This window comes from Calyptranema fuscum S582, from assembly GCF_055793305.1.
This window is the reverse complement of record NZ_JBSLYH010000012.1, coordinates 83,897-109,233: the sequence shown is the minus strand read 5'-3', so window position 1 is coordinate 109,233 and position 25,337 is coordinate 83,897. Positions and strand designations below refer to the sequence as shown.

The following is a 25,337-nucleotide window of genomic DNA, read 5'->3' as shown; positions in this document are numbered from 1 at the left end:
TACCTATGCCCAGAGGGTTAAACCGGGTTCATAAGGACTGCTGAGATATTCGTGATCGGGTAGCACTCTCAGCGAAAAGCCCTGTAAGCCACTGTTGCTATAGATAATGTTGCTGGTATACAGGCTAATGGCAGTATCTGCCGGGTCTTGCCCCTGGTAATCCATCACCAAAGAGATGCCATGGGCAATTTCTCCGCTGGCGTTGATTGAACCCTGATAGAGTTCTACCCGCACATCTTTGGGGGAAAGTGCGCCCAGCCGCAGCCTTGCTTTGACGGCGATCGCCTGATTCACCTGAACATCCGCCTCTTCAGAGACATCGACCGATTCGATCTTGATGTCATACCAATGCTCAAACAAGTGCCAGTGCCAATGCGCCAGCTCTTTCGCAGGGGTATAGTGATTGTCAATTAACGTGCGATAGCGATCGCTCAGGGGAAAATACGCCCGTTCTGCATATTCTCCAACCATCCGAGCCGTGTTAAAGCGCGGACAATTTAAACGAATCGCATCTTTCATTTTGGCAATCCAGCCTCTGGGCAAGCCATCTTCATCCCGGTGATAAAACAACGGGACGATTTCTTGCTCCATCAGCTCATAGAGGGCATTGGCTTCGACCTCATCTTGATATTCCAGGTCGTCATACTCTTCGCCATGACCGATTGCCCAGCCGGTGCGCGCATAATCGGCTTCATCCCACCAGCCATCCAGCACACTTAAATTGGGCAAACCATTCATTGCAGCTTTCATGCCACTCGTACCCGATGCTTCACGCGGACGGCGGGGCGTATTCAGCCAAACATCGCACCCTGCCACCATCAACCGCGAAACATGGATATCGTAGTTGGGAATAAACACGATATGGTGGCTCAAGCCTTCTTCGCGGATGAAGTGAACAATATCGCGGATTAGCTCTTTGCCTGGACTGTCTTTGGGATGCGCTTTACCGGCAATGATAAATTGTACCAACCGCTTTTGCTGGCTGAGTTTGCCTCCAATCAGGCGATCGCGATGCAAATCTAGCAAAATCCGCTTGAGCCGATCGACATCTCGCAAAAACAGCGTTGCCCGTTTATAGGTGGCAAACCGACGTGCAAACCCAATCGTCAGCACTTTGGGGTCTAACACTTCCTGCGCCTGCGCCAGTTCAGCGCCCGAAGCACCTCGTTGCCGCAAACTCTTCTGCAACCGCTCCCGAACGAAAACGACCAATTCTGACCGCATTCGTTCATGGTTGCGCCACATTTCTTCGTCGGGAATCGAGTTAACCCGCTCCCATACCGGATCATCCGCTGGCGCACGATACCAACTCGGCCCTAAATAGCGATCGTACAACTCCTGAGTAGACTTGGCGACACAACTGGGTGCATGAACGCCATTGGTGATGGATGTAATCGGTACTTCATCGAGCGGCAAACCCGACCAGAGCGACTTAAACATCGAACGAGACACCGCACCATGCAACTGGCTAACCCCATTGACAAAACTAGCCATACGGATAGCCAAAATTGCCATGCTGAAGGGAGATGCCAGGTCACCAGAATTTTCTCGCCCCAACGACAGGAACTCTTCCTTCGACAGCCTGAATTTATCGGCGTAGTGCCCCAGGTAGTGAATGATTTTGTCACCGGGAAACAGGTCAATGCCCGCTGGCACAGGCGTATGAGTGGTAAACAATTGGCTTGCCTGAGCAGCTTGCTTGGCTTCCGCAAACGATAACCCTGCCTCATCCATCATCAGGCGAATCCGCTCTAGCGCCAGAAACGCCGAATGACCTTCGTTCATATGGTATGCCGTTGGCTTCAAGCCCAGGGCGCGCAGCATTTTAACACCACCGATCCCCAGCATAATTTCCTGATGAATCCGCAAGTCCAGGTCGCCGCCATACAGTTGGTCGGTAATGTCCTGGTCATACTGATTGTTGGGTTCGATGTTTGTATCCAGCAGGTAAAGCGGCACCGTACCAATCTGCACCCGCCAGATCCGGGCATAGACAATTCGCCCTGGATATTCCACTTCAATGCGAATCTCTGAGCCATCGGGATGCCGTTCTAGATGCAACGGCATATTGTAGAAATCGTTGATCGGATAGCGTTCTTGTTGCCACCCGTCGGCATTGAGGTATTGAGCAAAATAGCCTTCCTGGTAAAGTAACCCCACACCGACCAGAGGCAAGCCCAAGTCACTGGCTGATTTGAGGTGATCTCCCGCCAGCACACCCAACCCCCCAGAGTAAATGGGCAGGCTCGATGTTAGACCAAACTCAGCCGAAAAATAAGCATAACAATCAGTCAGCTGCGAGGCATTGTTGCCAGAAGCGGGTTGGGGATTGCGGATTTTGCCGCCCGATTGAAAGTCTTTGCGGTGCTTACGATACCAGGTTCGTTGCTGGATGTAATCGTCAAGCTGACGGGCTGCCCGCTCCATTTGTGCCAGAAATCCCTCATCTTCGGAGACTTCTCGCAAGCGTTCCTGGCTAATCGTCCCTAGCATCAAGACCGGGTTGAAGTTGCTAGATTCCCATAAATCTCGATCAAGACGGCTAAAGAGATCTTTTGCGTCCCAGTTCCAATCCCAATGGATGTTGTAGGCTAACTTACGCAATGGCTCCAGCTGTTGGGGAAGAGAAGGAGAGACATTAAATGTCCGAATCGGCTTCATATTAAACTGCATCTCTTATTCACGCTAAGACTATTTTCGATGCATCCACAATAAAATCCTTAGCTTTTAACACTGTTTGCAGGAGTCCCCTGAATTGATTAAGAATCATACATGAATGAACCTGCTGTCTGTTTGAAGAGGGCGACGGCAAAGCTGTCACCCTCTTCAAACAAATCGGGTTTGATTAAGCCCACCATCCTACGTGATTTCAAGAGTAGATAGGAAATTTTGTGTATAAATTTACCAGGGATGGCGATCGCCGATCTATCATCCTAGTTCACCCCATCCAGGTGAGCAGGCATTGCTGATTTTTGGGATAAATTTGCAGGTTCTAGCTCTGCTGATCAGGAGTTGGAAAAGCTCGCGGCGCGAGCTTTTCCAACTCCTGATCACTCCATTTGAAGCCCGACCCCAATTTTTAGAGCATTGCCTACCGTCGCAACTTTAATTAATAAGTTACGATCAAGAATGTTTACAAATCGAAACAATTCAGTCTCATCCTATGACCGTTACTTATCCTCGGAAATTTCAAAACGCTTACAGCGCTCGTGATGTCCTGAAACAAGTCGTGTGCGATCGCGATGTCCATCACATTACCCTCAACCGTTATCGCTACAGCGAACAGCGCAGTTGCAAAGATCTAACCACTCTGATCGAACAACTCAACGGCAAACCAGCGTCCCTGGTAAAAGACTTATCTCGTCACATTGCCGATGAAGCTCGTCATGCCATGTGGTTGACGGATTTGCTGGTCGATCTTGGAGCCGATATTGGGACTCCACCCGGAACGTTGTACATCGAAGAATTTGAGCGGTTGATTGACAAAGAAGAGCCCACTCCGGGGCAAACTGTGGATGACTTTGTGATCGAATCTCTTGCTGCCATCAACGTTACCGAAAAAAGAGGTTGTGAGTACTTTTCAGCCCACATCTATGCCCTCAAACAAGCCCCCCAAACGGAAGAAAATCTCAAAATTCAGACGGTAATCGAAAAAATTCTGCCCGAAGAAGCCGGACACGTCCGGTGGGGCAATCGTTGGCTGGCAGACATAGCACGCCAAAGTCCAGCGCATCGTCAACAGGTAGAGCAGGCAAAGCGCAAATATACGGCGATCGAGCAGGCAGCTTTTGAGTCAGGCATGGATATTACGTTGGGTGCAGAACTGCGCCGCGTGGGTAATTTGTTGGATATTGCCAACACGTTACCGATGTGGGAGCGACCTCAATATCTGATGGAACGTCTACCCCAGGCATTGCTTTCTCCAGACCTGCAAATGACTCGGATTGATGCGGCACAAAGGGCTTGGCAACGTGATCCACACGCTTTTATGGAGCGGTTTGTCCCCATGTTTTTGGGAGGGTTAACCCGACCTTCTAATGCGACACTTGCTAAAAAAGCTAAAGAAAATTAGGGAGTGGTATTCATATCATGATTTTTTGTGGCGCGGGCATCGCCCGCGCCACAAAAAATCATGACTTTTTTAGGATTACCCCTTGCTATTGTTTGGATAGGTTCTTCCGATTTGTGGTTGAGAGTAGAGGTTTCCCGGCGGAAACCGTTACTCTTCCTCATACCTTTGTTTGCAGTTGAGAGGTAACGATGTCCATTTTGCTTCGGGGGGCTCAGGTTTTAACGCTCGATCCAGAAACTCCTGGGATTTCTGACGGAGCCGTATTGGTCGAGGGTCAATTCATGACTGCCGTTGGTACCTATGAGGAACTGCGACGGGCAGACGGCATTGAACTGGAATTGGGGGATGCCTCGACCTGGATGCTGCCGGGTTTTGTCAATGCCCACTATCATAATTGGCGCACTTTCTCGATGGGGGCAACGCTAGATGCACCTTTAGAACTATTTCTCTTGCGTCTTTCTGGGCTAGAAATTCCGTCTGCGATCGCCTCTGAATTTACCTATCTCAATACGTTAGTGTCTGCGATTCAACTGGTGCGTTCGGGCGTAACCCTGACCGTGGATATGTCGGGTTCGACTCAGCATCACGATATTATCCAGGCGTATTTAGATCTGGGGTTAGACCTGGTGTATGCCCCCACGATTCGCACGCAATTGGGCTATGTGTATGCTGATGATCAGACGTTTTTAGCCACGTTGCCGGTTGACTTAAGACAGCAAATTGCAGACAAAGGTCTGGGCTTAACAGGTAGCTATCAATCACCCGACACCTATTGGCAAACCTGGCTGGCATTGCAGGCTGAATATGGCGATCGCATTCAACTCATCCTTGCGCCAGATGGTCCTGAATGGTGTAGTGAAGCTGAACTCAAACTCTGGTGCGAACGAGCAGCTCAGCACCATACCTGCCTGCATTTGCACAATAGTGAATCGCCCATGGAAATGCAGTGGGCACTGAAAACTCGACAGCAGACCATGACCGCCTATCTAGCCGAAATAGGGTTCTTAGCGGCTAATGTCTCCTGTGGGCATGGGGTCTGGTATAGCGATCGCGATATTGAACTCATCGTTAATGCCGGGGTAACCACGGTTCACTGTCCGTCGTCTAATCTGCGCTTGTCCAACGGTATTGCCCCTGTTGCCGACTATTTAGCCGCCGGAATGAATGTGGCATTGGGTACCGATGGTCAGGGCTTGGCAGATGATAGCGATTTCCTGTCTGAAATGCGATTGGCAGCCTTACTCCAGCGCACACCCGGTTTGCATAGCAAAGGATTGAAGCCCTGGACGGTATTTGAAATGGCAACGGTGAATGGAGCAACAGCATTTCAACGGCAGCAGATGGGTGCCATCAAGCCAGGACATCTGGCAAATTTAGTGATGTTAGATGCCGAGCGAATGCAGTATCCGTATCTCTGGCACGGGCATGATCCGTATCAGGCAGTACTGCAACGGGCGCAGCCAGACGATATCAAGCTGGTGATGGCACAGGGCAAGATCATGCTGCAAGATGGGCAGATCACGACAGTGGATGAATCAACTGTGGTCAATCGCTTGCGATCGCTTTATCAAACTTTATGGGATGCCCAGACTGGCGATCGCACTCACCTGATTGCCGCATTAGAACCTTACGTCATTCAGTTTTTCGAACAATGGCATGATCTTGCCGTAGCACCCCGTTATCAATACAATCGACTATAACCCCCATTAGCACGAGATAGATTTTGGGCATTGCTGAATCCAGGTACACATGGAAATAGGAAACTGGAAGCATCCTATTGGTATGCGTATCTCGCAATTCTGATTGACTGACACATCTTTCCCCTTCATCCCCCAGCCCCTTCTTCAACACAAGCAGAAGAGAGCCGGATCATTTCACGAGTTCTCAAAGCCCCCATACCAGAGCAGGAAAAGGGGTTGGGGTGAGGGTATGTGAGTGTTGCCAATCAACCAGTTCCCGATCAGAGGTCAAAGTTTCCTTCATCTACGATCATGTAGCCCCCAGCCTTCAAGATCATAGATTAAATAAAATTCGGACGTTGATGTGTGTCAATGCGGCGTCGCCACATTGACACACATCAATCTTCGGTTTTATTAAATCCACGGTCCCGAGAAATGGGTATGGTCGATGGCGGCTATACCCCTTCCTCAAGCGATGACGTTAATACATACCCTGTTGTTTGACTTTGACACATACCATGAATACATTCAGATCTTCTTCGCGTTGGACTCGCCGACAGACGTTGTGGTTGATTGCGGGGGCAGCAGGTAGCTTAAGCCTGCACGCCTGCCAATCGAAAGAGCGATCGACCACAGAAGCACAATCCGAAACGCTGACCCAAACCACCATCGGCATTACAACGTGGATTGGGGATACAGCGATGTTTATTGCCGATGGGAAAGGCTTCTTTAAAGAGGCAGGTTTAGATCTAAAATTCCAACTGTTTCCCACTGTTGCGGAAGGATTTCCAGCCTTCACTGCCGGACAATTACAAGCCGTCTGCCCGGTGACGTCAGAAGCCGTTAGTTTAGCTGCCAAGGGAGTTGAGTATCGCATTGTTGCCGTGATGGATACATCGTCGGGTGGCGATGGCATCCTGGCGCGCAATAGTATTACCCGTATTGAAGATTTCAAAGGAAAGCAAATTGGAGTTCAGGAAGGAGGAGTCGGACACTTTTTCTTGCTGCAAATTCTCGCAGAGGTGGGTTTAACCGGCGATGACATCACGATCGTCAATATGACCCCCGATGCCGGTGCAGCGGCTTATCAAGCAGGCAACATTGACATTGTCTATGCCTACTCGCCTTTTTTGGAACAGGCCAATGAGAATCAGAAAGATGGTCGTGTAATTTACGATTCGTCTAAGATGCCAACGGCGATCGCAGATGTGTATGCGTTTAGAAGCGACTTCATTGATGCCAACCCCAAGGCTATCGAAGCCTTCATCGTCAGCATTTTTAAAGCGTTGGATTTCCTCAAAAGCAATCCTGATGAAGCATTGGCGATCGCTGCCGAGCGACTTGAAATTGAGCCAGATGATCTGGCAATGCAGCTCAAAGGCATCGGTTTACCTGATTTGCAAACCAATGTAGAGATGCTCAGCAATCCGCAAAGCGACCTCTACTTGCTAAAACCCATGACTGAATTAGCAACGTTTTTAAAGAACCAGAAACAAATTGATAGCCTTCCCGATCTAACCAGGGTGATTGATCCGCAATTTGTTAAGGCTCTTATCTCAGCGAGTTAATGGACACAGACAAGCAGTACCATGTCGTGCCCAGCGCGACATGATGTCAAATCATAAAACTATAGCGCTTCGCGCCTGGATAGATGGCGAATGTTGAGTGAGAGCCGCGCGAAGCGCAGCTCTCACTCAACACCATGTACTTCACGCCATTGAACATTGCATAGCGATCCTGATGGCTTGTAAGAGGCGCACCCTAAAGGGGGGTGCTTCTCACAAGCCGCTTGTCTTACACCTTATTTAGGCTGCTATATAGGGATTCAACCAGGTTTTATTCAGCCACCTTCTTCCGGCGGCTGGTGGATGTTGTTTTGGTGCCGGGTTTGCTGGTGGTTGTTTTTGCTTTGGTTGTGGTCGGTTTAGATTGGGCTTTAGCCGCCGTTTTAGTCGTGCGAGCTTTCGAAGCAGAGCCACTGGCAGGGCGTTTTGTAGTTTTTGCGGGTGCAGTTTCATCAGACTGAGCATCTGGGGCTGCATCTTTTGCGGCAGCAGCCGTCTTCTTCGCATCTGAAGTAGCTTTGTTGGCAGCGGGTGCATCTGCTTTGTCTGGCGTGGGGGCAGCAGCGATCGCCGCTGCCGCAGTTTTAGCCGCAGACACCTTGGCTGTTTTTGTCTTTCTTGGAGCCGACTTAGCCTTTGTGCTGGTAGATGCGTCTCTGCTCTTGCGACCTCGGGTCATGTAGTACTTCAAGGATGGTGGGGTAATATCCACTCCCTTCTCAGACAGCATTTGGGCAACTTCTTCGTAAGAATAACCCTTCTCCATTGCACTGAGAATGGTTTCACGCATCATCTCAACTGTATCTCGCAAAGACCATTCGTCTTTGGGTTTCTCGCTGAGATCTTGGAGAGCCAGGGTCGCCAGTTCAATGGCTGTTTTTGGAATCGTTGTCGATGCGGATGAACGTCTTGCTGGTGCCATAGATTATGTCCGTTTGTGTAATAAGTTGTGCTGCGACGCCTCCTCACTAACGGATTGTTGGCGATCGCCAATGCTCTAGATTCTTTGGTGTGCAGTATGCAGTTTGATGGGCTGCAACGCCAACCTCAACATACCCAAGAAATACATTTAAACCCACAACAAAAAGAAGGTTTTTGATGATTTCTCGATCTATCTCATCGAGTCATTCGGTTAACGTCTTTCAATTTTACTGAAATAGGAACTGAGGGACGTCTTCCGAAAGTTTTCATTCGATGTCAATTCAGTGTATCTCAGTTGGAACAATAAGATGACAACTAATAAGTATAAAAGATGTAAAGCGAAGACCGATCCTTTCTCTTTAAACTTTATCTATCAGAGAAACGAGGGCATTGCCATAGGTAAACCATCCGTCCCTTAACTCTATTCGATTTAGGATCGAAGGTTTTAATCAACTCGGAGTTTTGTTGTTATTAGCGCGGCGATGCCGCGCTAATAACAACAAACGCGATGGGTTTTATTTAATGGGTCATTCTTAGTAATCCAGAGTTAGCTGCACGTAAGTCAGGTCTGCGCTACCACTTTCCAAATTAGAAACAGAAAGTCCTAAAAGTCTGACTTTTTTACGCAACGGTTCTGTTTTTGTTAACAATTCCTGGGCGATCGCCAGGATGTCCTCTCGGGTTCGTATGCTATACGTGCTGGTCTTGCTGCGGGTTACTTGTTGGTAATCTGCATATTTCAGTTTTAGGGTCAGGGTGCGTCCATAGGTCTGCTTTTGATCAAGACGTTGCTTTAAAGTGTCGGCAATTGTTTCCAATTGACTCAACATAGATGAGCGATCGCTCAGGTCAGTGGCAAAACTCGTTTCCACGCCGATGGATTTACAAAGCCGATTCGGTTCAACGGGGCGTTCATCTTGTGCCCTAACAATGCGATAGTAAAATCCGCCCACTTTACCAAACAGTTCCACCAGATCAGCCTCTGACCACTGACGTAGATCAGCCCCAACCCGAATTCCAAGTTGGTGCATTTTGGCAGCCGTCACCTGCCCAATCCCGTGGAACTTTTCGATAGGCAAGTGTTGCAAAAATTCCTCTGCTGCTTCCGGTCGAATCAGAAATAATCCATTGGGTTTATTCATCCCCGATGCGATCTTCGCCAGAAACTTATTAAATGAAATTCCGGCTGAAGCTGTTAAGCCCGTTTCTCGTGCAATGCAGTCTTTAATGTCCTGAGCAATTCGTGTTGCCGAAGGACTGTTTTTCTTGTTTTCTGTGACATCCAAATACGCTTCATCCAACGACAACGGCTCTACCAAATCGGTATACCGATCAAAAATTGCCCGAATTTCCTGCGATATAGCCCGATAGACATCAAATCGAGGTTTGACAAAAATGACATGGGGGCACTTTTGAATGGCAATCCGAGAGGGCATTGCCGAGTGAATGCCAAACTTTCTGGCTTCATAGCTGGCGGCGGCAACAGCCCCTCGGACATCTGGAGAACCACCGACTACAATAGGTTTACCTTGATACTCTGGTTGATCTCGTTGCTCTACCGAGGCATAGAAGGCATCCATATCAACGTGGATGATTTTTCGAACCACGCGAAGCACCATAGAAACTTAAGGCATGATTGATGATGAATCGTCCATTTAATATTGATCTTAGCTTCTTGCCTAATGTAGAGACAGTCCTTTTCTGGAGTTTTATTCTGGTCACAGGCATGGGTGTGGCTCAACTTTCCACCCGGTTGAGCCATTGGCTGATTGAACGAGAGATGCCACAAGAGACGGATGAGACGGATGAAATCGAATGAATGTCACCATCTAGGCTGATATAGCAACGGTCGAGACGGTTAAATTAGGAGGTTGTGTGAGAACCCGCGCGGAGCGCGGGTTCTCACACAACCTTTATTCTCATCAATCCCTCAACTGCTGTATTACAGAAGAGATTCATGTTCGACTTCAAAAACATGCGTATATAGATTAGCAAGGATTTGCTTCCCTTCCTGCGTCAGTCGAAGATACTCTGTTGCATCTTTAATATAAGGATAGACACTCTTCCAATAAAACTTAGGATAGTTCAACCGCAAATCATCAGGATGACGATACCCGAGATCCTTATTCACTCCCGTTTCTTCAAATTCATAAAAGAGTGCCGGAATTTTTTCTAGATACCGTGGATCAGAGAGTTGCCCAATCAAATCGGCTGCCCTGACTAAACCCGGATAGTGAATCGTATCTTGATGATCGCTATCTAAAGGCACTGGAAACCGAGTCAATTCAATATTCTTTTTGATAATTTCCGCTCGAATCAAGGGATGCTCACCAAATCTTTCTTCGATAAACAGCTTGCCCCGATCGACGTGATAAGGGGTCAAGCTAGCGTCCGTTGTCCCCATTTGCAAAACTACTGTTTCGCCCGTTTGCCCGGTCGAATATTCCCTGAGCGAAATGCAGTCTTGACGGCAAACCCCTTTGACATAGCCGATATCATGACAAACCAGAGAGATCAAAAAATGTAGCCAGTCTTCGCAGGCAACGCCCCCCTCTCGAATATGCTTGCCCCGCAAAATCTCTTGCCCGACCAAACTAACAAAAACAGTGTGTTCGACGTTGTGGTAAAGTGCGTTACTGTTGGCGATATTTTCTAACGCCATATTCCCGACCCAAGCAATGATGTCAGCATAATCGGGCTTTAAACCACCATAGGTGAGGTGATATCCTTCCCTCATGGCTGACACAGATGCATCAATTAACAGCTTACTGGGATTTAACATTGGCTTTAATCGCACTTGTACGGGCGAAAATAAGAGAGTGATGTTTTGAAGATCGCAAACGGCTGCTATCCACTGGAATAGGTTTGACAAGATAAAACAGACGAAGTGTCTGATTGTTTTGCATTAACTGCATAGCCAATCTTTCAATCCGACTGATCTTTTTGATCTTCACTCCTATTTTGCATATTTTCTATCGGGATATCGATTACCCTGGTAACTTAAGAAAATATTTACATCCGTGTGCTTGAGTCCACAGCATTACGCCCTCAGGAATGGGAATTGAATAATGTCGATGATTTGGTATACAGACGAACGACTTCGCCCCTGCCAACGATGCAACAGTCGATCTAATTTGATCCACGATCCCTAGAAACTACAGAGGTGATGGGTTGAAATGCTCCACGGGGTGGAACATTTCAACCCATCACCTCTGCCAGTTCGATTGAGTCAGGTTCTACCGTTGTTCTATCACTACGGTAGGGACGTTTTGCCAAATATCTCTGCGTGATACTACACCCTCAAAAATTGTCGTAACTATAGCGCTTCGCACCTGGATAGATCACGGATGAGATGGCATCAGTTGTCGTAGAAGGTATAGTTTGTATTTTGGCAGACATCTATTTGGTAATCTTCTAAGACCTGTCCGCCTTCAAATACAGCTCGGATATCATATAGACATTGATTAGGGGAAGAACCGTTAAATAAAACTTGGATATCGGAACCACTCGGTAATACATCGCGTCCTAAAATATCGTTATCCCACGTATCACGGTCGGATGCCGAAACATATAACTCCAGGATGTTGTAACTGCTATCGTTATAAACTCTAAAATTTGATTTATTGGCTAAAGCTGATTGGGCAGTTAGTGCAGCCAACGGCAGAGTCAGCGTCAGAGCTGTTACTATGGTACGGAAACGAGTCAACATAGGTATTTTTTCCTCAGATAAATGATGGTAGTTGGCTATGTAAGCAAATCCGGAATACCGGAATGTTTACTACGTTAAAAAGCAATCGGGAAAAACTAGAGAAGGTTATTTGGCAATGCCATTTAATCGGATCGAAGGGTTATGGTTGAAAGCGCGGCGTTCGCCGCGCTTTCAACCATAACCTTCTGGGTTTTAGTTCGTTTGTGATCCTAAATCGCCAGGTTAGTCGATGCAGTTGTTATCTGCGGCAAGCCGATGTTAATCCTAATTTTGACGGCAGTCCTTGCCTTCTATGTTGCCTGGAACCTGGGTGCTAACGATGTCGCCAATTCAATGGGTACATCTGTTGGCTCAAAAGCTGTGACGCTACGGCAGGCATTGATCATTGCTGGCGTCTTGGAATTAAGTGGTGCGCTCTTGTTTGGGCGACAGGTTTCCACAACGTTAATGCTTGATATTGTGTCGCCTGACTTATTTGCCGCTCAGCCGCAGACGCTGGTGATTGGCATGATGGCGGTGCTTGTTGCGTGCGGGGTGTGGTTGCAAATAGCGACTGGATTGGGTTTACCCGTTGCTTCGTCTCATGCCGTGGTGGGAGCGATCGCCGGATTTGGTTGGGTGACGGTGGGCATGCAAGCGGTTGATTGGCAAATGCTGGGGCTGATTTCTTTATCCTGGATGCTGACACCCATCATCAGCGGTGCGATCGCTGCTCTATTATATAGTCTGATTCATCGCTGGATTCTCACCAGTTGCCATCCCCTACAGCAACTTTATGACTGGATTCCCTGGCTCAGCACGGGGTTGATTAGCGTGTTTGGGGTGATTGTCTTACCCCAGGTGATCGATGGCTTGCCGCTGCAATCGATGCCGTTGCCCCACCATAGCCTCTTATTAATAGTCGGACTTAGTGCGATCGCCAGCCTCACTTTATTTAATTGGCAGCGATTAACCCAAGCTATCCGCACCCCAGATTCTGATTTGGACAGCGAACCAACCCCTGGCAAACCCCAATCTTCATCGACGAAACGAGCGATTGAACAGACCATGGCACAGTTTCAATTGTGTAGTGCCTGTCTGGTCGCCTTTGCTCACGGATCAAATGATGTTGGCAATGCGATCGCACCCTTAGCGGCGATCGCCTATGTGATTCAAAACGGCGTTGTTCCCACTCAGGGCGTCTCTATTCCGTTATGGATCGTACTGTTGGGGGGATGTGGCATCGTGTTTGGCTTAGCCATTTGGGGCAAAGCCGTGATTACTACCGTGGGAGAAGGCATCATCTCATTGCAACCCAGTGGCGGCTTTTGTGCCGAATTGGGAGCCGCCACAACTATTTTGCTCGCATCCCAGGCAGGCTTACCTGTTTCGACCTCTCACGCGATCGTGGGTGGAGTGGTGGGAATTGGATTGCTGCAACAGATACAAACTCGAACTCTCGCGAAAACACAACCCCACATTCAGTCACATCCGATTCAGTTTAAAACCCTGATCCAGATTGCGTCAGCCTGGATTGTAACTATCCCTTTAAGCATGGCATTGTCTGCCGGACTCTGCCGCATTGCCATCATTGCGTGGCAACGCTAGCCCCGGATAGAATCAGGCTTCTCAGAAAGACTATTTTTGTTACCCTGCCATGACGTGAAGGAATAGAGCGCCAGTGCCGACCAGATGCAAATAAAGGTGATGGCATGGGTGTGGGTGAAGGGTTCGTGATAGAGAAAGACACCTAACATCAATTGCATACTCGGAGCGATGTACTGAAAAAAGCCTAATGTAGAGAACCGCAACCGCTTGGCAGCCGTGTTAAACCAGAGCAAGGGCAACGAAGTCATGACTCCAGCCCCCATGAACAGCACGCTAATTGACCAGGAATGCCCCAGATGCCCCTCCCCTGTAATTGCCCAATGCCCAATCAACAGTAAAGCAACAGGAGCAACCAGCAACGTTTCAACAGCCAAACCAACCATGGGTGCTACTGTCGCCATTTTTCGCAGCAGACCATAACTACCAAAGGAAAACGCCAATGCCAGTGCAATCCAGGGAACTTGCCCAACATACCAGATAAAATTGGCGACGCCCAAACACGCTAGCAAAACTGCCACTTGTTGCCCGCGATGCAGCCGTTCTCGCAAAAACAGGAATCCCAACAGGACATTGACCAAGGGGTTAATAAAGTACCCTAAGCTCGTTTCGATCACCCGATCGGTGTTGACAGCGTAGATGTAAAGACCCCAATTAAAGGTCAGCAGGGAAGCCGTGGCGAATAAAATGCCAAGTTTTTGGGGCGATCGCCATAATGAAGCAAACTCTGACTGACGCTGTTGCAAAACGAGTAAACCCGTCAAAAAAATAGATGACCAAACAATGCGATGGCTCAATACTTCAGCTGCTGGAATCTGACCAAAAAATTTCCAGTAAATGGGAAGTAACCCCCAGGCAAGATAGGCTAAAACTGCATAAAAAGCCCCAGACCGAACAATAGGTGACGGTGATACGTCAGGACGAAGGTTGCTATTCAAACAAAACACCCCAGGAAAAGTACTTTCCCCATCCTAGCGATCGCCTCATCGCGATCTCAGCATTCAGCAAAAAGGATGAGGATGCAGTGTCCCTCACGCGTTAATATGCAGATTGAGGGATGCATCAAGTTAAGAAAAGTTAATTTTCAAAAAAAGATACGCATTAAAGCTCGTTTGAAAATCCTATAGTGCTGAAATAGACCATGACTCAAACTTTAGATACTCTGGCAACGGGTTCTGCCAACCCGATTTTGTGCTGCTACGTTAATACAAGCAATCAGATTCAAATTGCGCGCATCACCGATATCCCAAACTGGTATTTTGAGCGAGTTGTTTTTCCAGGACAGCGTTTGTTATTTGAAGCCCCTGCTGTCGCTCAGCTTGAAATTCACAGCAGCAGCACAGCCAGCGCTATTTTGGCAGATCGGATTGCCTGCGATCGCTTGCAAGTAAAAAACGATTAGCGCGATCGCAACGTTAGTATCCTTACAGCATTAAAACTCCAACTTTGTGGGAGAGTGCGGCGGAGCCGCACTCTCCCACAAAGCTATTCAAGCTATAGCAAGATCAAGAAACGGTGTTCTCTTCTGGGTTGGGGGCACCGTTTCTAATTGCGCCGCCATACTATCCCGAATTGGGCTTCAAACAGGACGGATTTGTTGTGGGTGCCGCGCGTCGCGCGGCACCCACAACAAATTTCATAGCTGGGTTCAGCCATACCAAAAGCCTATCCCGTAAGGATGTGTTGTAATTTATGAATCGTCTGTTACAATTGTTTACATAAATACAAATTCAGGAGAATCCTATGTATTACACCAATGGCAGTCGGCGTGTGATCACCCCCCGTAGAGCTGAAGCAGTCGCGTATGCGGCTCAAATGCCTTCTCCGGCGCAGCAGCAAGAGTCTCTCTGGAAAGCGGCGATCGCCACTGTGCTGGTTGTTTCTACTCTGTTTACTGTTTTGACGCTGAGTTAATTGCACGACTGCGTTGGATGATTTGCAAAATGCGACGGAGTTAGCAAATCATCTAACCCTCTCCCGTTTGATAGAACGGTTCACTTACCAACGGATAACGACTGTTCTTTTCGAAGTCTGCCTGAATTGTGTTGTGCGATGCACTTTCCAATCGCACCATTCATTGGTCTTTATTCATGTGTCCTGAAATGAATGTTAGTTCTTCTCACACAGCTTCCAGGCAACGAACCCCCATTGGTTTGATCAGCTCTGATGAGCTTTTAGATCGGTATCAGCAGGGCGAACGAGAATTTTATCGGTCTGATTTGCGCGATATCAACCTGGTCGAGAAACAGTTGGTTGGTATCGTTCTCAGCCAATCTAACCTGGTCGGAGCTGATTTGTCCGTGAGCAATCTCCAGGGTGCATGCTTAAATGAGACAACCTTAAGGCGAGCTTTCCTGTGGCGCACCAACCTGAGCGGCGCAACCTTGAGTTTGGCGAATCTCCACAAAGCCGTTTTGATTCGAGCCAATTGCAACCAGGTGAATTTACGCAAAGCTATTTTGATGGATGCCGATTTGCGCCTGATCGATTTGACCCATGCCGATTTGCGCGGAGCTGATTTATCTGGCGTAGACTTGCGATATGCCAATCTCAGCTATGCTAATCTGTCGAATGCAAACTTGTATAAGGCTAATTTGACAGGCACCAATCTCAGTCATGCCGACTTATATCAAGCCAATCTCGATCGAGCTATCGGCGCAAGGGCAGTTTTGCAACAGGCGGTTTGTTAACGCGGTTCACGATAATCTATGAATGCATTGATTGTAGGTGCCAGTCAGGGAATTGGCTTAGAGTTCGTTCGGCAACTTCTCAAAAGCGATCGCATTCAGGGTCAACTATCTCCCCAGCCCCACCGCATTTACGCAACCTATCGGAATCCGCAGACAGATCTGTTAACTATTACAGATCAACATCTCCGCTGTTTGCCTATGGATATTACTGATGAAGCGCAGATTGCAGCCGTAGTTAAAGAAATTCAGTCTGAGACAGCAACGCTTCACGCTGTTATCAACTGCGTCGGCGTATTGCATCAAGGCACGATGCAACCAGAAAAGAGCTTACGTCATCTCAACAGCGACCAGCTATTACAGTATTTTCAAGTCAATAGTATTGGTGCAGTACTGCTCGCAAAGCATGTGCAACCCTTGCTCAAACATGGCGATCGCAGCATCCTGGCTACCATTTCTGCCAAAGTCGGCAGTATTGGTGATAACCAGTTGGGGGGATGGTATGGCTATCGAGCCTCCAAAGCAGCCCTGAATATGCTGATGCGGACAGCCGCCATTGAATATAAACGAACCTGCCCCCGAGCAATTGTCGTCACCTTGCATCCCGGAACAACCGACACGAAATTGTCCCGACCTTTTCAACGCAGTGTTCCAGCCGATCGCCTATTTACGGTCGAGCGCACCGTTCAACAACTCCTAACGGTACTTGAACACCTCCAGGAAAAAGATAGTGGTGAGTTTTTCTCCTGGGATGGTAGTCAATTACCCTGGTAAACATGACCTGTTGCCATGTTGCAATCTATCAAGAGATTGAAATGTGCAGGGGTAATTTGAAACCATACCACCGTAAAACCATCCCAAGATCGGATGGGTTCTTCTCCGGGGTTGCTAATTTGAGCCATAAAATTTGATGTAGGTGCCGCGCGCATCGTAGTACCTGCACCAAACTTCATGGCTGGATGACAATAGGGCTTTGCATTTGAGTAAGTCATCGTTATGTGTGAGAGTCGCGCAAAGCGTGGCTCTCACACACATAATCTGGTTGTAAGCGATTGAAAATCGCTGTAAGCAATGCCCTTATCTGCCCGTGTTGGATTCTGGGATGAATTGGAAGTCTGGGATGAATTGGAATACCGACCCAAATACAGCAATACCCCTTATCCGTCTTCCTTACCCCTTGCCCAACCATCAAAGCCCTGATCAAGCGGAGTAGAAATAAGTGTACCCTGGCATATTAGCTGGCATACTAGATAGTGCTTGATCCCTTATCAAACACTGTCAGATTAATATTATTTGCAGATAAATGAGTTAAAGTACTAAAATTCTGCAAATAATACTGATTTTGTAGCATTTATTAGATATAGGATTAAAGTAGTTACTATGACCTTTAGAATCGAACCTTGAACTATATCTACAACGCAGGGGTTGTCCCATGAAGAATTCTCAACCCTCCAACTCTACTTCAGACCCAATTGCTGTCAAATTGTTGGAAGCAGATTCAGACCTTGAATCTCAAGAGGCGCTACTACGCACTCAGCTTGAAACCATTCAAGATAAGCGCAAGAGCTTGCAAGTAGTCATTAACTTGTTTGAGTCTACCGGAGTCGTAGCAGACATCCCTCAATCATCCATTGAAGTGTCTTCAATGCTGAAAGAGAATCACGCTGCCCCTGAACCGGCAGAAGAACCTGTTGCACCAACAACTCGACGGCAGGCTGCCTCTACCGGCAAAACAAGCCGTGCAGGCAAGCCCGTGGGTAAGGGTAAAGCACCGGGTAAAGCTAAATCATCGGCTCCAAGCAAGTTGTCTGCGGCTAAAAGCAAGACATCTGGATTGAGCCAAACAACAAGCAGCGCCGCAACGCAAGCCCCCGACGATTGGCAGTCTTACGTGCGAAAGGAATTTCGCAGTATCTCTCTGCCGCAAGCGGTCTTAGCGGTTTTAGAACGTCAGCCCGATGAAATGCTAGAAGTTGCCAAGATCATCGAGTCTGTTTTTGTGGATAATATCCCCAAAAAAGCACGGGCTAACATTCGTGCTCGGCTTTCTAATGTATTGTCTGTTGGCTTAAAAACCAAAAAATGGTTTCGCGGCAAAACAGGTCAATATGGCGCTTCTAAAGAAGTGGCTGATGCTAGCTTGAAAGCATAACCCTTGAAGCATCACGATCAGTCAGGATAAATGTGAGTGTGGAAACGATGTATTCCACACTCACGTCTGCTCTGGAAAGAATGATGCTTCTGGTTGTGACAATGAAAGCTTCACGGTTCTATTGGATCTCTTGCAAATTGGGTTGGTCAGTGGCTTCCCCCTGCTTAAACTGATCAAATGCCAATTTGTGGGAGACCCTTGTGCTTAAAATACGACTTTCACACCACCGCTCGTGGAGAAGTGGGAAGTTTCGTTTTTGAGTTTGATCTTGCCTGGATACTTATTGTCCAGGTATTTTGGTATGACCTTACACCACTGTGAGAGCAATGTGATGTGTTGCCACTTATGGGCATGCCGCTCGGCAACACATCACATTACCACTTATGGGTACGTCATGCTGTATTGATGAATCCTGGTATGAATTACAGCGCTTCGCGCTTGAATATGTCTAGATTTTTTGTTGTGTGTCGCGCTCCGCGCGGCACACAACAAAAAATCTGTGGCTTAATCAATTGAAAATGGCTGTAAAATGCAAACTCCAACGTTGTGCCTTCCAATTCATACCCACTATCAGTAGTAGTAGGTTGTGCATCTTACACGATCTATTAACATCGGTGTTGCCTCAATCCAACTATGAAGTTTGGTGTGAGTGCCGCGCGAAGTGCGGTACTCACACCAAACTTCATGGCTCACATCAGTGACGCCTTAATTTTCTATCCACCCCGTTGCCATGACCTGAACTAAAAATGGAGTGCAATTTTCTTTGCGCCTACTTTTATCTTGCCATCACCTCACTAGGCAAAGTTAGGTCGATTTGTCAATTTAACTTACGAAAGGGATGCTGATCTCGGTCTCTGTTGGATAAGCTAATGCAGGAATGTCTCTACGGCGATGGACTGGGGTTAACGCGCAGCACATGAAACGGCTTAAATTTGGATTCATTGTTCTTTTTGTATTGGTTCTGCAATTGATTTGGGTTAACGTTCAAGCAGGCGTCTTGCCTCTGTGGGGGCAACGAGCGATCGCCCAGGATGTCAACACCAGCCTTGATACTCAACCTTTTAGCCAACTGACCGATGGGTTAGAAACCCTGGACGGTTTACTCACGCTCTACCGCGATCGCCAGCAGGGCAAAGTACTGATGGAGATCCGCCCAGATCAGCTCAATCAGAACTTTCTCAGTATTATTACCCTCGACGCAGGCGTGGGTGAAAGTGGGTTGCATCGCGGTACCCCGGTGAATGATTTCTTGTTTCAATTTCGTCGTCAGCGAAACCAGATCCAGTTAGTCATTCCCAACGTTTACTTTCGCACAGATCCATCCGATCCTCAGTCGCGTGCCACCCAGCAAGCCTTTAGCGACACGGTGATCGCAACACTACCGATTCGCAGCATTCATCCAGAACGACGCAGTATGCTGATTGATTTCAGCGACCTGCTGTTGAAGGATGACACCAATTTTCCTGATCTGGGCGCTCGCTTTACTCATGTTCTGGATCAAGACTATACCCTCAATTCAGAGGTGTCGTATTTAGAAACCGTAAAAGCATTTCCGCTCAATTTAGAAGTGGATGCGGTATATGGATTTTCTAGATCTTCCAATGCCAATGACACCTTATTTTCGTTAGATGCCCTCCCCGATAGTCGCGCCTTTAACCTCACCGTTCACTACAGCTTTTCTCAACTGCCTCAGCAAAACGGCTACCATTCCCGCCTTGCAGACGATCGCATTGGTTATTTCATTACGGCATATCAAGATTTTTCCAGCCGCAGCACCGATGATTTATTTGTCCGCTACCTCAACCGTTGGCACTTAGAGCCTCAAGACCCTCATGCTGCCCTCTCAGCACCAAAGCAACCCATTGTCTTTTGGATTGAAAATACGGTGCCTGTAGAGTATCGTGATGCCATTCGAGAAGGCATTTTGCTATGGAATAGCGCCTTTGAACAAGCCGGATTCAAGGATGCGATCGAGGTCAGACAAATGCCAGATCAGGCGGACTGGGATCCAGCCGATGTGCGCTATAACGTGGTTCGGTGGTCAACCAGTTATCGTCCTAGAGCGCTTGGTTTTGGACCGTCGCGGGTCAATCCTTTAACGGGCGAAATCCTGGATGCTGATATTTTACTGGATGCAAAAGCGGTACGTATGACCGAGGAAGATCTCGATGTCTTGGTACAAAATAGCCAGTTTGCGAACTTATCCAGTGCAGATTTGCCCTTTTGCAGCCAAGGCTTAGATCAGCTCTATGTAGATTGGCTAACTGCCACAGGAGATAGGGCAACGGCAGCGGCATTACGCAATCCACTTATTCCTGCCCCAACGTCGCCATCTGCCCTGTTGCAGGCGCAGGAGCAATGCTTTGGGATGGAAGCGTCGCAGCAAATGGCAATGGGTGGATTGGCGATCGCCACATTGCAAAATGTATTGCCCAGCAGTGACGCTATGCAAACTTACTTGCACCAGTTTTTGCGGCTATTAACTGCCCATGAAGTTGGCCATACCTTGGGACTGCGGCACAATTTTCGTGGCAGTACCATGCTTGATCCGGCAGATCTAAATAGTGCTGACGTCACCCAAACTCAAGGGATGACCGGATCGGTGATGGACTACTTGCCCGTCAACTTAGCTCCGCCCGGTATCGAACAAGGTGACTACTTTCCAACCACACTCGGTCCCTACGATAAATGGGCAATTGAGTATGGCTATAAGTACGTTGATGCCACAAATCCAAGGGTAGAACAACGCGCCTTAGAATCCATTGCCCAGCGAGTTGCAGAACCGGGGCTTGCCTATGCCACCGATGAAGATGCCATCAGTGGCTTAGATCCGGATGCCAATTATTGGGATTTGAGCGGCGATATGTTGCTTTATTCCCAACATCAAATGGATAATGACCGGGCGATTTGGCAACGGTTGGAACAACGTTATCCCTTACCCGGAGAGAGTTATAGTAAACTACGCGATCGCTTTAATACGGTCTTTTCTCACTATCTTAATAACGCCACCAATCTGACCCGTTATATTGGCGGACAAGTCTTTAATCGCGATCGCCGAGGTGATCCGGGTGGACGTTTACCCTTTGAACACGTTGCCGTCGAAAAACAACGTCAGACCCTCAACATTCTCAATGACTATGTTTTCTCTGACAATGCGTTTCAATTCTCACCCGATCTGATCAATCAACTGGCACCCTCTCGCTGGAGCCATTGGGGTAGCTATCCCGAAATTTTTTCGTTGGAATATCCCATTTACGATAATTTCCTATTCCTCCAAAGCCTGGTCTTAAGCAATCTGCTATCGTCTGAACGGTTGGCACGTCTGCGAGATGCTGAACTGCGTACTCATACAGGCGAAACTTTGACCATTCCAGAGCTATTTGATAGCTTACAACGGGGACTTTGGGCAGAAGTATTGCAACGTCCTGAGGGTGCTTTAGAAATTTCCAGTCTGCGTCGAGGCTTACAACGACAATACCTGGAAATTCTCATCAGCATGACGGTGCGTAATACCGATGCTTTGCAGAATGCCACCAGTTTTACTGATTTTATTGTCGCCAGACGAACGATGGATGCACCCGAAGATGCGCGTGTGATTGCTCGCTACCAACTTCAGCAATTGCGAGAAGCGATCGTTCGCACCCTTCGTCGCCAGGGTAATGATCTCGACATCGCCAATCGAGCCCATTTAGAAGAAGCCCGCGATCGCATTACGAAAGCATTAGATGCCCAGATTCAGTCGGGCTGATGAGAGCTTCCTCCAGTGCCTTTAGAACACTATGGCGATGCTCAATGGCATCAAGTACAAATCGGTATGAAAGAGCGGCGGCAAAACCGTTGCTCTCTCAAGCACAACAACTGGTTGATTAATCTGTGAGCCTGCTTTGGTCGAGAGGACTATCATGCACGAAATCTGGACACACATAGAAACCTGGTTACAGGCAAATGCTCCGTCTGTATTGGAGACATTGCAACCAGGAGCCTCTGATGCACAAATCCGTGAATTAGAAGCCGCGCTCTCGATTCAGTTGCCCGAAGCGGTCAAGTCTTCATATCGCATTCACAATGGACAATCGACCTACCGTTATGGTTTGATTGACGGCTGTGAATTTCTTTCCTTAGAACGCATTCAGCAAGAGTGGGACATTTGGAAAGACCTGCTAGATAGTGGCACCTTTCAGGATGATAATGGACAGGATCAAGGCAGCGAGGCAAAACCAGGCATTCGCAAGGTTTGGTGGAGTCCCAAATGGATACCGTTAACCTATGATGGAGCGGGCAATCATGCTTGTTTAGATTTAGACCCCGATGAAGGCGGAACCCTGGGGCAAATCATAACCATGTGGCATGATGATGCCGATAGAACTATCCTTGCCCCCAGCTTTCAAACCTGGTTGGCACAGTATGCAGCAGGTTTGGCATCAGGACAATTTATATTTTCCGAAGACTATAATGGCATCGTCAATGTCAATTGTTGATTGAGAAAAACAGCTAATAAGACATCGCTAATTCATTGCCCTGTCAATAGCTCCAGACCAGTCCGTACCCTACGGACTACGGATTCGATCCGAATCCGTGATCTCCCCCATCCCGGCTATGGGGTGATGATGTCTCGATCGGGACGTTAGGCAATGACCTTACACCTGTTTTAGCTCCATACCACACACTCCATAGAACGATGTGGTTCCAACGGTGGAGATGGCAAAGCCATCTCCATCGTTAATTTTTATCTACTGAAAAATACTGACTCGTGGGGGTTGCTGAGGTAGGGATATACAGAGTCTTTTCGTCTAAAAAGATGATAATTCCGTCGATGGCAAATCAGCTCAAAGCCATGAAAATAAAGGCATATTGCTTCTCATCGCTCCTATTGACAGTCATTCTTTAAGACCAACAGGGTGTCCGCATCAAATCGCGATCGCTCAATGATGAAGAGACGATGCGATCGCCTTAAATCAATCGATCTTCAACAATGTGCCCCTATTTTTGAGCAAGACAAATTTATGAAACCATTAGAAAACAATGCCATCTACGACCGGGTCATGACCCATATTCCACCCAGCATCCAGGATACCTTCACGTCTGCCCAACAAGACGCACTAAAAGCAGCTCTACAGCAGTCTAGCTGGTCAAGACATCGTATCGACCTGAGATTTACAGTACCTTTCCCAGGACGGGGTTTTTACTGTGTGTTTTTAGCAGGGCCCGAGCGTCGTCGGGGGCAACGTCTCTCCTCGAAAAATGAGTCCTACGCCTGGGCAGTCAGTATGGCGTTATCCGGTATTGCCCTGGGTGGAATGTTGCTGGTGGAATTGGCACAGCAAGTCCCATCCGTGATGACCTCCTGGCAAACTGCCAACCCCCATCCCACGGGTATTCCCTGGATTCAGAGCAAAACAAACTGCCAAGACTCCGGGCGAGTTTGGCGAGATAATGTTTGCTGGGATGCAAAACACAATCCCAGCTTTTAATCAGTAACACCATCAGTGCCACCGGATCAGTCCCTCATCTAATAATTTCGGCATCTATAGCGATCCTATTTGATTTGTGAATCTGATCAGTTGTGAAAGCGCCCGCCCTTCGGGCGGGCGCTTTCACAACTGATTTAGGATTGCTATATAGCCATTCCCAATTTTGTGAAGTAACGATTATTAAGGGAGAGCCGCGCTCCGCGCGGCTCTCCCTTAATAATCGTTATCGCTACAAGACGTCGTGATCTGCGCGCTCTGTGGGTCACGATTTTGTTGTTGCAGAATCTCTAGAGCAGGCAAAAGCTGGTTAAAACAGGGGTGCGGAGGCTGTGCGCCTTTCGCGTTTAAAGTTATACCCAGACGCAACCACATCTGCCGAGGTTGCCCCATCGAAACCGAGGTTTATTCCTTAACAGAAGCCTTAAAGGGGATTCCTCACCAAAGTAAGATGGATTTGTTACATATTTATTGTTAAATATTGCCCATATCGAGGAACCCTTTAGTTAGGGTCTGGCTTCTTTCAAACTTCGACTGCTATTGGCGATCGCACTATGAGAAACAGATTCATCTTTAGTACTGCTGATATTAGAGATGGCTTCACCCGCAAACCTCTCCTGAACAGCAGGAATACTCCATCTCTCTTTATCGGCTGAGGAACCCTTGATTATGCCCAAAATTCTTGTCATTGAAGACGAGGATCAGATTCTAGAGACCTTACTGGAACTTCTGAAACTTGAAAAGTTTGACGTATTATCTGCGGCAAATGGGCTAATTGGGGTTCAACTTGCCAAAGCAGAGCGCCCGGATCTAATTTTGTGCGATGTGATGATGCCTGAGCTAGATGGTTATGGTGTTTTGGAGCAACTTCGCCAAGATCCGAAAACAGCCATGATTCCTTTCATTTTCCTGACTGCTAGAGCCGAGCGTTTAGACTTGCGGCGGGGCATGGAATTGGGGGCAGACGATTATCTGACCAAACCTTTTTCTCAAGCAGAATTGAAAAAAGCGATCGCGGCTCGTTTGCAGCGTCAGACGGTTGTAATTCAGCAGTATCAGAAAGAACACGATCTTGCCAAAAAATATCAATCTAAAGCTGAAGAAAATCAAACGATTGTAGAGACGCAAGAGGATTTTTTAAAGAAACTCATCTTAGAATTACGAAATCCAGTTTCTAATATCAACATCGCTATCCAGATGTTAGATAGAGCAACATCCGATGAAGAACGCGATCGCTATCTTACAGTGCTCAAAGAAGAATGTGCGCGTGAGATCGCCTTGCTGGATCAGATGGCTAAGTTACAAGAGCTGTTGACACCCAGCAATGTTAAATTGCTCCGACAGTTTCAGCTTTTGCGCTAAGGATCATGGATTAAATCAGATCGGCAATTTTAGCCTTAGCCGTTTACAGTCGCGGTATTCGGCAGATGAGTCTCGGGCGATCGCAAAAACGTTTTATCGTACACTGCTTCCCGTAAAGTCTGCTACGCCCTTCCGCAG

22 protein-coding genes and 1 pseudogene are annotated in these 25,337 nt (G+C 47.8%); 16 read left to right on the top strand and 7 right to left on the bottom strand.

The window, feature by feature from the left end; all coding sequences use genetic code 11:
* Positions 1–3: 3 nt before the first annotated feature.
* Positions 4–2,661, bottom strand: a complete 2,658-nt coding sequence (glgP, locus tag ACR6Z4_RS10765) for an alpha-glucan family phosphorylase (protein ID WP_479717265.1) — start codon at positions 2,659–2,661, stop codon at positions 4–6.
* Between the two features lie 502 nt (positions 2,662–3,163).
* On the opposite strand from glgP, the gene ACR6Z4_RS10760 reads away from it, so the two are divergent.
* The 3 genes from ACR6Z4_RS10760 (at position 3,164) to ACR6Z4_RS10750 (ending at position 7,319) form a co-directional block, all read left to right on the top strand.
* The gene (locus ACR6Z4_RS10760; RefSeq protein WP_479717264.1) at positions 3,164–4,072 is read left to right on the top strand and encodes a ferritin-like domain-containing protein; all 909 of its coding nucleotides are present in this window, start codon (positions 3,164–3,166) and stop codon (positions 4,070–4,072) included.
* A 188-nt stretch (positions 4,073–4,260) separates the two neighbouring features.
* Positions 4,261–5,772 (top strand): amidohydrolase family protein, encoded by a 1,512-nt coding sequence (locus ACR6Z4_RS10755; RefSeq protein WP_479717263.1) that lies wholly within the window; start codon positions 4,261–4,263, stop codon positions 5,770–5,772.
* A 497-nt stretch (positions 5,773–6,269) separates the two neighbouring features.
* Entirely contained in the window at positions 6,270–7,319 is a 1,050-nt protein-coding gene (locus ACR6Z4_RS10750; RefSeq protein WP_479717262.1) for an ABC transporter substrate-binding protein, read from the top strand.
* 268 nt (positions 7,320–7,587) lie between these two features.
* On the opposite strand, the gene ACR6Z4_RS10745 is transcribed toward ACR6Z4_RS10750, so the two are convergent.
* Complete coding sequence (locus ACR6Z4_RS10745; RefSeq protein ID WP_479717261.1) at positions 7,588–8,238, bottom strand: hypothetical protein; 651 nt, start codon at positions 8,236–8,238, stop codon at positions 7,588–7,590.
* Positions 8,239–8,265: 27 nt separating this feature from the next.
* Between ACR6Z4_RS10745 and ACR6Z4_RS10740 the strand changes: the two genes are divergently transcribed.
* Positions 8,266–8,415: a hypothetical protein gene (locus tag ACR6Z4_RS10740; protein ID WP_479717260.1), complete on the top strand. Its 150-nt coding sequence runs from the start codon at positions 8,266–8,268 to the stop codon at positions 8,413–8,415.
* A 355-nt stretch (positions 8,416–8,770) separates the two neighbouring features.
* Here the strand turns inward: ACR6Z4_RS10740 and dinB are convergent, their stop codons facing one another.
* A complete protein-coding gene (dinB, locus tag ACR6Z4_RS10735; protein ID WP_479717259.1) occupies positions 8,771–9,844 on the bottom strand; it encodes a DNA polymerase IV in 1,074 nt (357 codons plus the stop codon).
* 32 nt (positions 9,845–9,876) lie between these two features.
* Here dinB and ACR6Z4_RS10730 point away from each other — a divergent pair, with 32 nt between their 5' ends.
* Entirely contained in the window at positions 9,877–10,056 is a 180-nt protein-coding gene (locus ACR6Z4_RS10730) for a hypothetical protein (protein WP_479717258.1), read from the top strand.
* Between the two features lie 123 nt (positions 10,057–10,179).
* On the opposite strand, the gene ACR6Z4_RS10725 is transcribed toward ACR6Z4_RS10730, so the two are convergent.
* Positions 10,180–11,019, bottom strand: a complete 840-nt coding sequence (locus tag ACR6Z4_RS10725; RefSeq protein WP_479717257.1) for an Npun_R2479 family HD domain-containing metalloprotein — start codon at positions 11,017–11,019, stop codon at positions 10,180–10,182.
* A 576-nt stretch (positions 11,020–11,595) separates the two neighbouring features.
* Positions 11,596–11,946, bottom strand: a complete 351-nt coding sequence (locus tag ACR6Z4_RS10720) for a hypothetical protein (RefSeq protein ID WP_479717256.1) — start codon at positions 11,944–11,946, stop codon at positions 11,596–11,598.
* 255 nt (positions 11,947–12,201) lie between these two features.
* On the opposite strand from ACR6Z4_RS10720, the gene ACR6Z4_RS10715 reads away from it, so the two are divergent.
* Positions 12,202–13,533, top strand: a complete 1,332-nt coding sequence (locus ACR6Z4_RS10715; RefSeq protein WP_479717255.1) for an inorganic phosphate transporter — start codon at positions 12,202–12,204, stop codon at positions 13,531–13,533.
* Here ACR6Z4_RS10715 and rarD read toward each other — a convergent pair.
* Positions 13,530–14,468, bottom strand: a complete 939-nt coding sequence (gene rarD, locus ACR6Z4_RS10710) for an EamA family transporter RarD (RefSeq protein ID WP_479717254.1) — start codon at positions 14,466–14,468, stop codon at positions 13,530–13,532. The genes ACR6Z4_RS10715 and rarD overlap by 4 nt on opposite strands.
* A 203-nt stretch (positions 14,469–14,671) precedes the next feature.
* On the opposite strand from rarD, the pseudogene ACR6Z4_RS10705 reads away from it, so the two are divergent.
* The 9 genes and pseudogenes from ACR6Z4_RS10705 to ACR6Z4_RS10665 all read left to right on the top strand — a co-directional run.
* Positions 14,672–14,920: pseudogene (locus ACR6Z4_RS10705) on the top strand (DUF1830 domain-containing protein); the annotation flags it as partial.
* A 353-nt stretch (positions 14,921–15,273) separates the two neighbouring features.
* Complete coding sequence (locus ACR6Z4_RS10700; RefSeq protein WP_479717253.1) at positions 15,274–15,444, top strand: hypothetical protein; 171 nt, start codon at positions 15,274–15,276, stop codon at positions 15,442–15,444.
* Positions 15,445–15,632: 188 nt separating this feature from the next.
* Entirely contained in the window at positions 15,633–16,220 is a 588-nt protein-coding gene (locus ACR6Z4_RS10695; RefSeq protein WP_479717252.1) for a pentapeptide repeat-containing protein, read from the top strand.
* Between the two features lie 18 nt (positions 16,221–16,238).
* A complete protein-coding gene (locus ACR6Z4_RS10690; RefSeq protein ID WP_479717251.1) occupies positions 16,239–16,991 on the top strand; it encodes an SDR family NAD(P)-dependent oxidoreductase in 753 nt (250 codons plus the stop codon).
* Positions 16,992–17,288: 297 nt separating this feature from the next.
* Complete coding sequence (locus ACR6Z4_RS10685; protein WP_479717250.1) at positions 17,289–17,417, top strand: hypothetical protein; 129 nt, start codon at positions 17,289–17,291, stop codon at positions 17,415–17,417.
* A gap of 232 nt (positions 17,418–17,649) precedes the next feature.
* Complete coding sequence (locus tag ACR6Z4_RS10680) at positions 17,650–18,369, top strand: hypothetical protein (RefSeq protein ID WP_479717249.1); 720 nt, start codon at positions 17,650–17,652, stop codon at positions 18,367–18,369.
* An 877-nt stretch (positions 18,370–19,246) separates the two neighbouring features.
* Positions 19,247–22,117, top strand: coding sequence for a zinc-dependent metalloprotease (locus tag ACR6Z4_RS10675; protein ID WP_479717248.1), 2,871 nt, complete (start codon positions 19,247–19,249; stop codon positions 22,115–22,117).
* Positions 22,118–22,271: 154 nt separating this feature from the next.
* Positions 22,272–22,847 (top strand): SMI1/KNR4 family protein, encoded by a 576-nt coding sequence (locus ACR6Z4_RS10670; RefSeq protein ID WP_479717247.1) that lies wholly within the window; start codon positions 22,272–22,274, stop codon positions 22,845–22,847.
* A gap of 420 nt (positions 22,848–23,267) precedes the next feature.
* A complete protein-coding gene (locus ACR6Z4_RS10665; protein ID WP_479717246.1) occupies positions 23,268–23,840 on the top strand; it encodes a hypothetical protein in 573 nt (190 codons plus the stop codon).
* A gap of 503 nt (positions 23,841–24,343) precedes the next feature.
* Here ACR6Z4_RS10665 and ACR6Z4_RS10660 read toward each other — a convergent pair.
* On the bottom strand, positions 24,344–24,514 hold the full coding sequence (locus tag ACR6Z4_RS10660) for a hypothetical protein (RefSeq protein WP_479717245.1): 171 nt from the start codon (positions 24,512–24,514) through the stop codon (positions 24,344–24,346).
* On the opposite strand from ACR6Z4_RS10660, the gene ACR6Z4_RS10655 reads away from it, so the two are divergent.
* On the top strand, positions 24,507–25,199 hold the full coding sequence (locus ACR6Z4_RS10655) for a response regulator transcription factor (protein WP_479717244.1): 693 nt from the start codon (positions 24,507–24,509) through the stop codon (positions 25,197–25,199). The genes ACR6Z4_RS10660 and ACR6Z4_RS10655 overlap by 8 nt on opposite strands.
* The last annotated feature ends 138 nt before the right edge of the window (positions 25,200–25,337 follow it).

What these genes read in the sequence shown, in the direction of transcription:
- ACR6Z4_RS10695 (WP_479717252.1), top strand. Translation starts at nt 15,633, where the DNA reads ATGAATGTTAGTTCTTCTCACACAGCTTCCAGGCAACGAACCCCCATT.
- ACR6Z4_RS10700 (WP_479717253.1), top strand. Translation starts at nt 15,274, where the DNA reads ATGTATTACACCAATGGCAGTCGGCGTGTGATCACCCCCCGTAGAGCT.
- ACR6Z4_RS10750 (WP_479717262.1), top strand. Translation starts at nt 6,270, where the DNA reads ATGAATACATTCAGATCTTCTTCGCGTTGGACTCGCCGACAGACGTTG.
- ACR6Z4_RS10670 (WP_479717247.1), top strand. Translation starts at nt 22,272, where the DNA reads ATGCACGAAATCTGGACACACATAGAAACCTGGTTACAGGCAAATGCT.
- ACR6Z4_RS10690 (WP_479717251.1), top strand. Translation starts at nt 16,239, where the DNA reads ATGAATGCATTGATTGTAGGTGCCAGTCAGGGAATTGGCTTAGAGTTC.
- ACR6Z4_RS10715 (WP_479717255.1), top strand. Translation starts at nt 12,202, where the DNA reads ATGTTAATCCTAATTTTGACGGCAGTCCTTGCCTTCTATGTTGCCTGG.
- ACR6Z4_RS10680 (WP_479717249.1), top strand. Translation starts at nt 17,650, where the DNA reads ATGAAGAATTCTCAACCCTCCAACTCTACTTCAGACCCAATTGCTGTC.
- ACR6Z4_RS10760 (WP_479717264.1), top strand. Translation starts at nt 3,164, where the DNA reads ATGACCGTTACTTATCCTCGGAAATTTCAAAACGCTTACAGCGCTCGT.
- ACR6Z4_RS10725 (WP_479717257.1), bottom strand. Translation starts at nt 11,019, where the DNA reads ATGTTAAATCCCAGTAAGCTGTTAATTGATGCATCTGTGTCAGCCATG.
- glgP (WP_479717265.1), bottom strand. Translation starts at nt 2,661, where the DNA reads ATGAAGCCGATTCGGACATTTAATGTCTCTCCTTCTCTTCCCCAACAG.
- ACR6Z4_RS10655 (WP_479717244.1), top strand. Translation starts at nt 24,507, where the DNA reads ATGCCCAAAATTCTTGTCATTGAAGACGAGGATCAGATTCTAGAGACC.
- ACR6Z4_RS10745 (WP_479717261.1), bottom strand. Translation starts at nt 8,238, where the DNA reads ATGGCACCAGCAAGACGTTCATCCGCATCGACAACGATTCCAAAAACA.
- ACR6Z4_RS10720 (WP_479717256.1), bottom strand. Translation starts at nt 11,946, where the DNA reads ATGTTGACTCGTTTCCGTACCATAGTAACAGCTCTGACGCTGACTCTG.
- ACR6Z4_RS10675 (WP_479717248.1), top strand. Translation starts at nt 19,247, where the DNA reads ATGTCTCTACGGCGATGGACTGGGGTTAACGCGCAGCACATGAAACGG.
- ACR6Z4_RS10730 (WP_479717258.1), top strand. Translation starts at nt 9,877, where the DNA reads ATGATGAATCGTCCATTTAATATTGATCTTAGCTTCTTGCCTAATGTA.
- ACR6Z4_RS10685 (WP_479717250.1), top strand. Translation starts at nt 17,289, where the DNA reads ATGCCCTTATCTGCCCGTGTTGGATTCTGGGATGAATTGGAAGTCTGG.
- ACR6Z4_RS10755 (WP_479717263.1), top strand. Translation starts at nt 4,261, where the DNA reads ATGTCCATTTTGCTTCGGGGGGCTCAGGTTTTAACGCTCGATCCAGAA.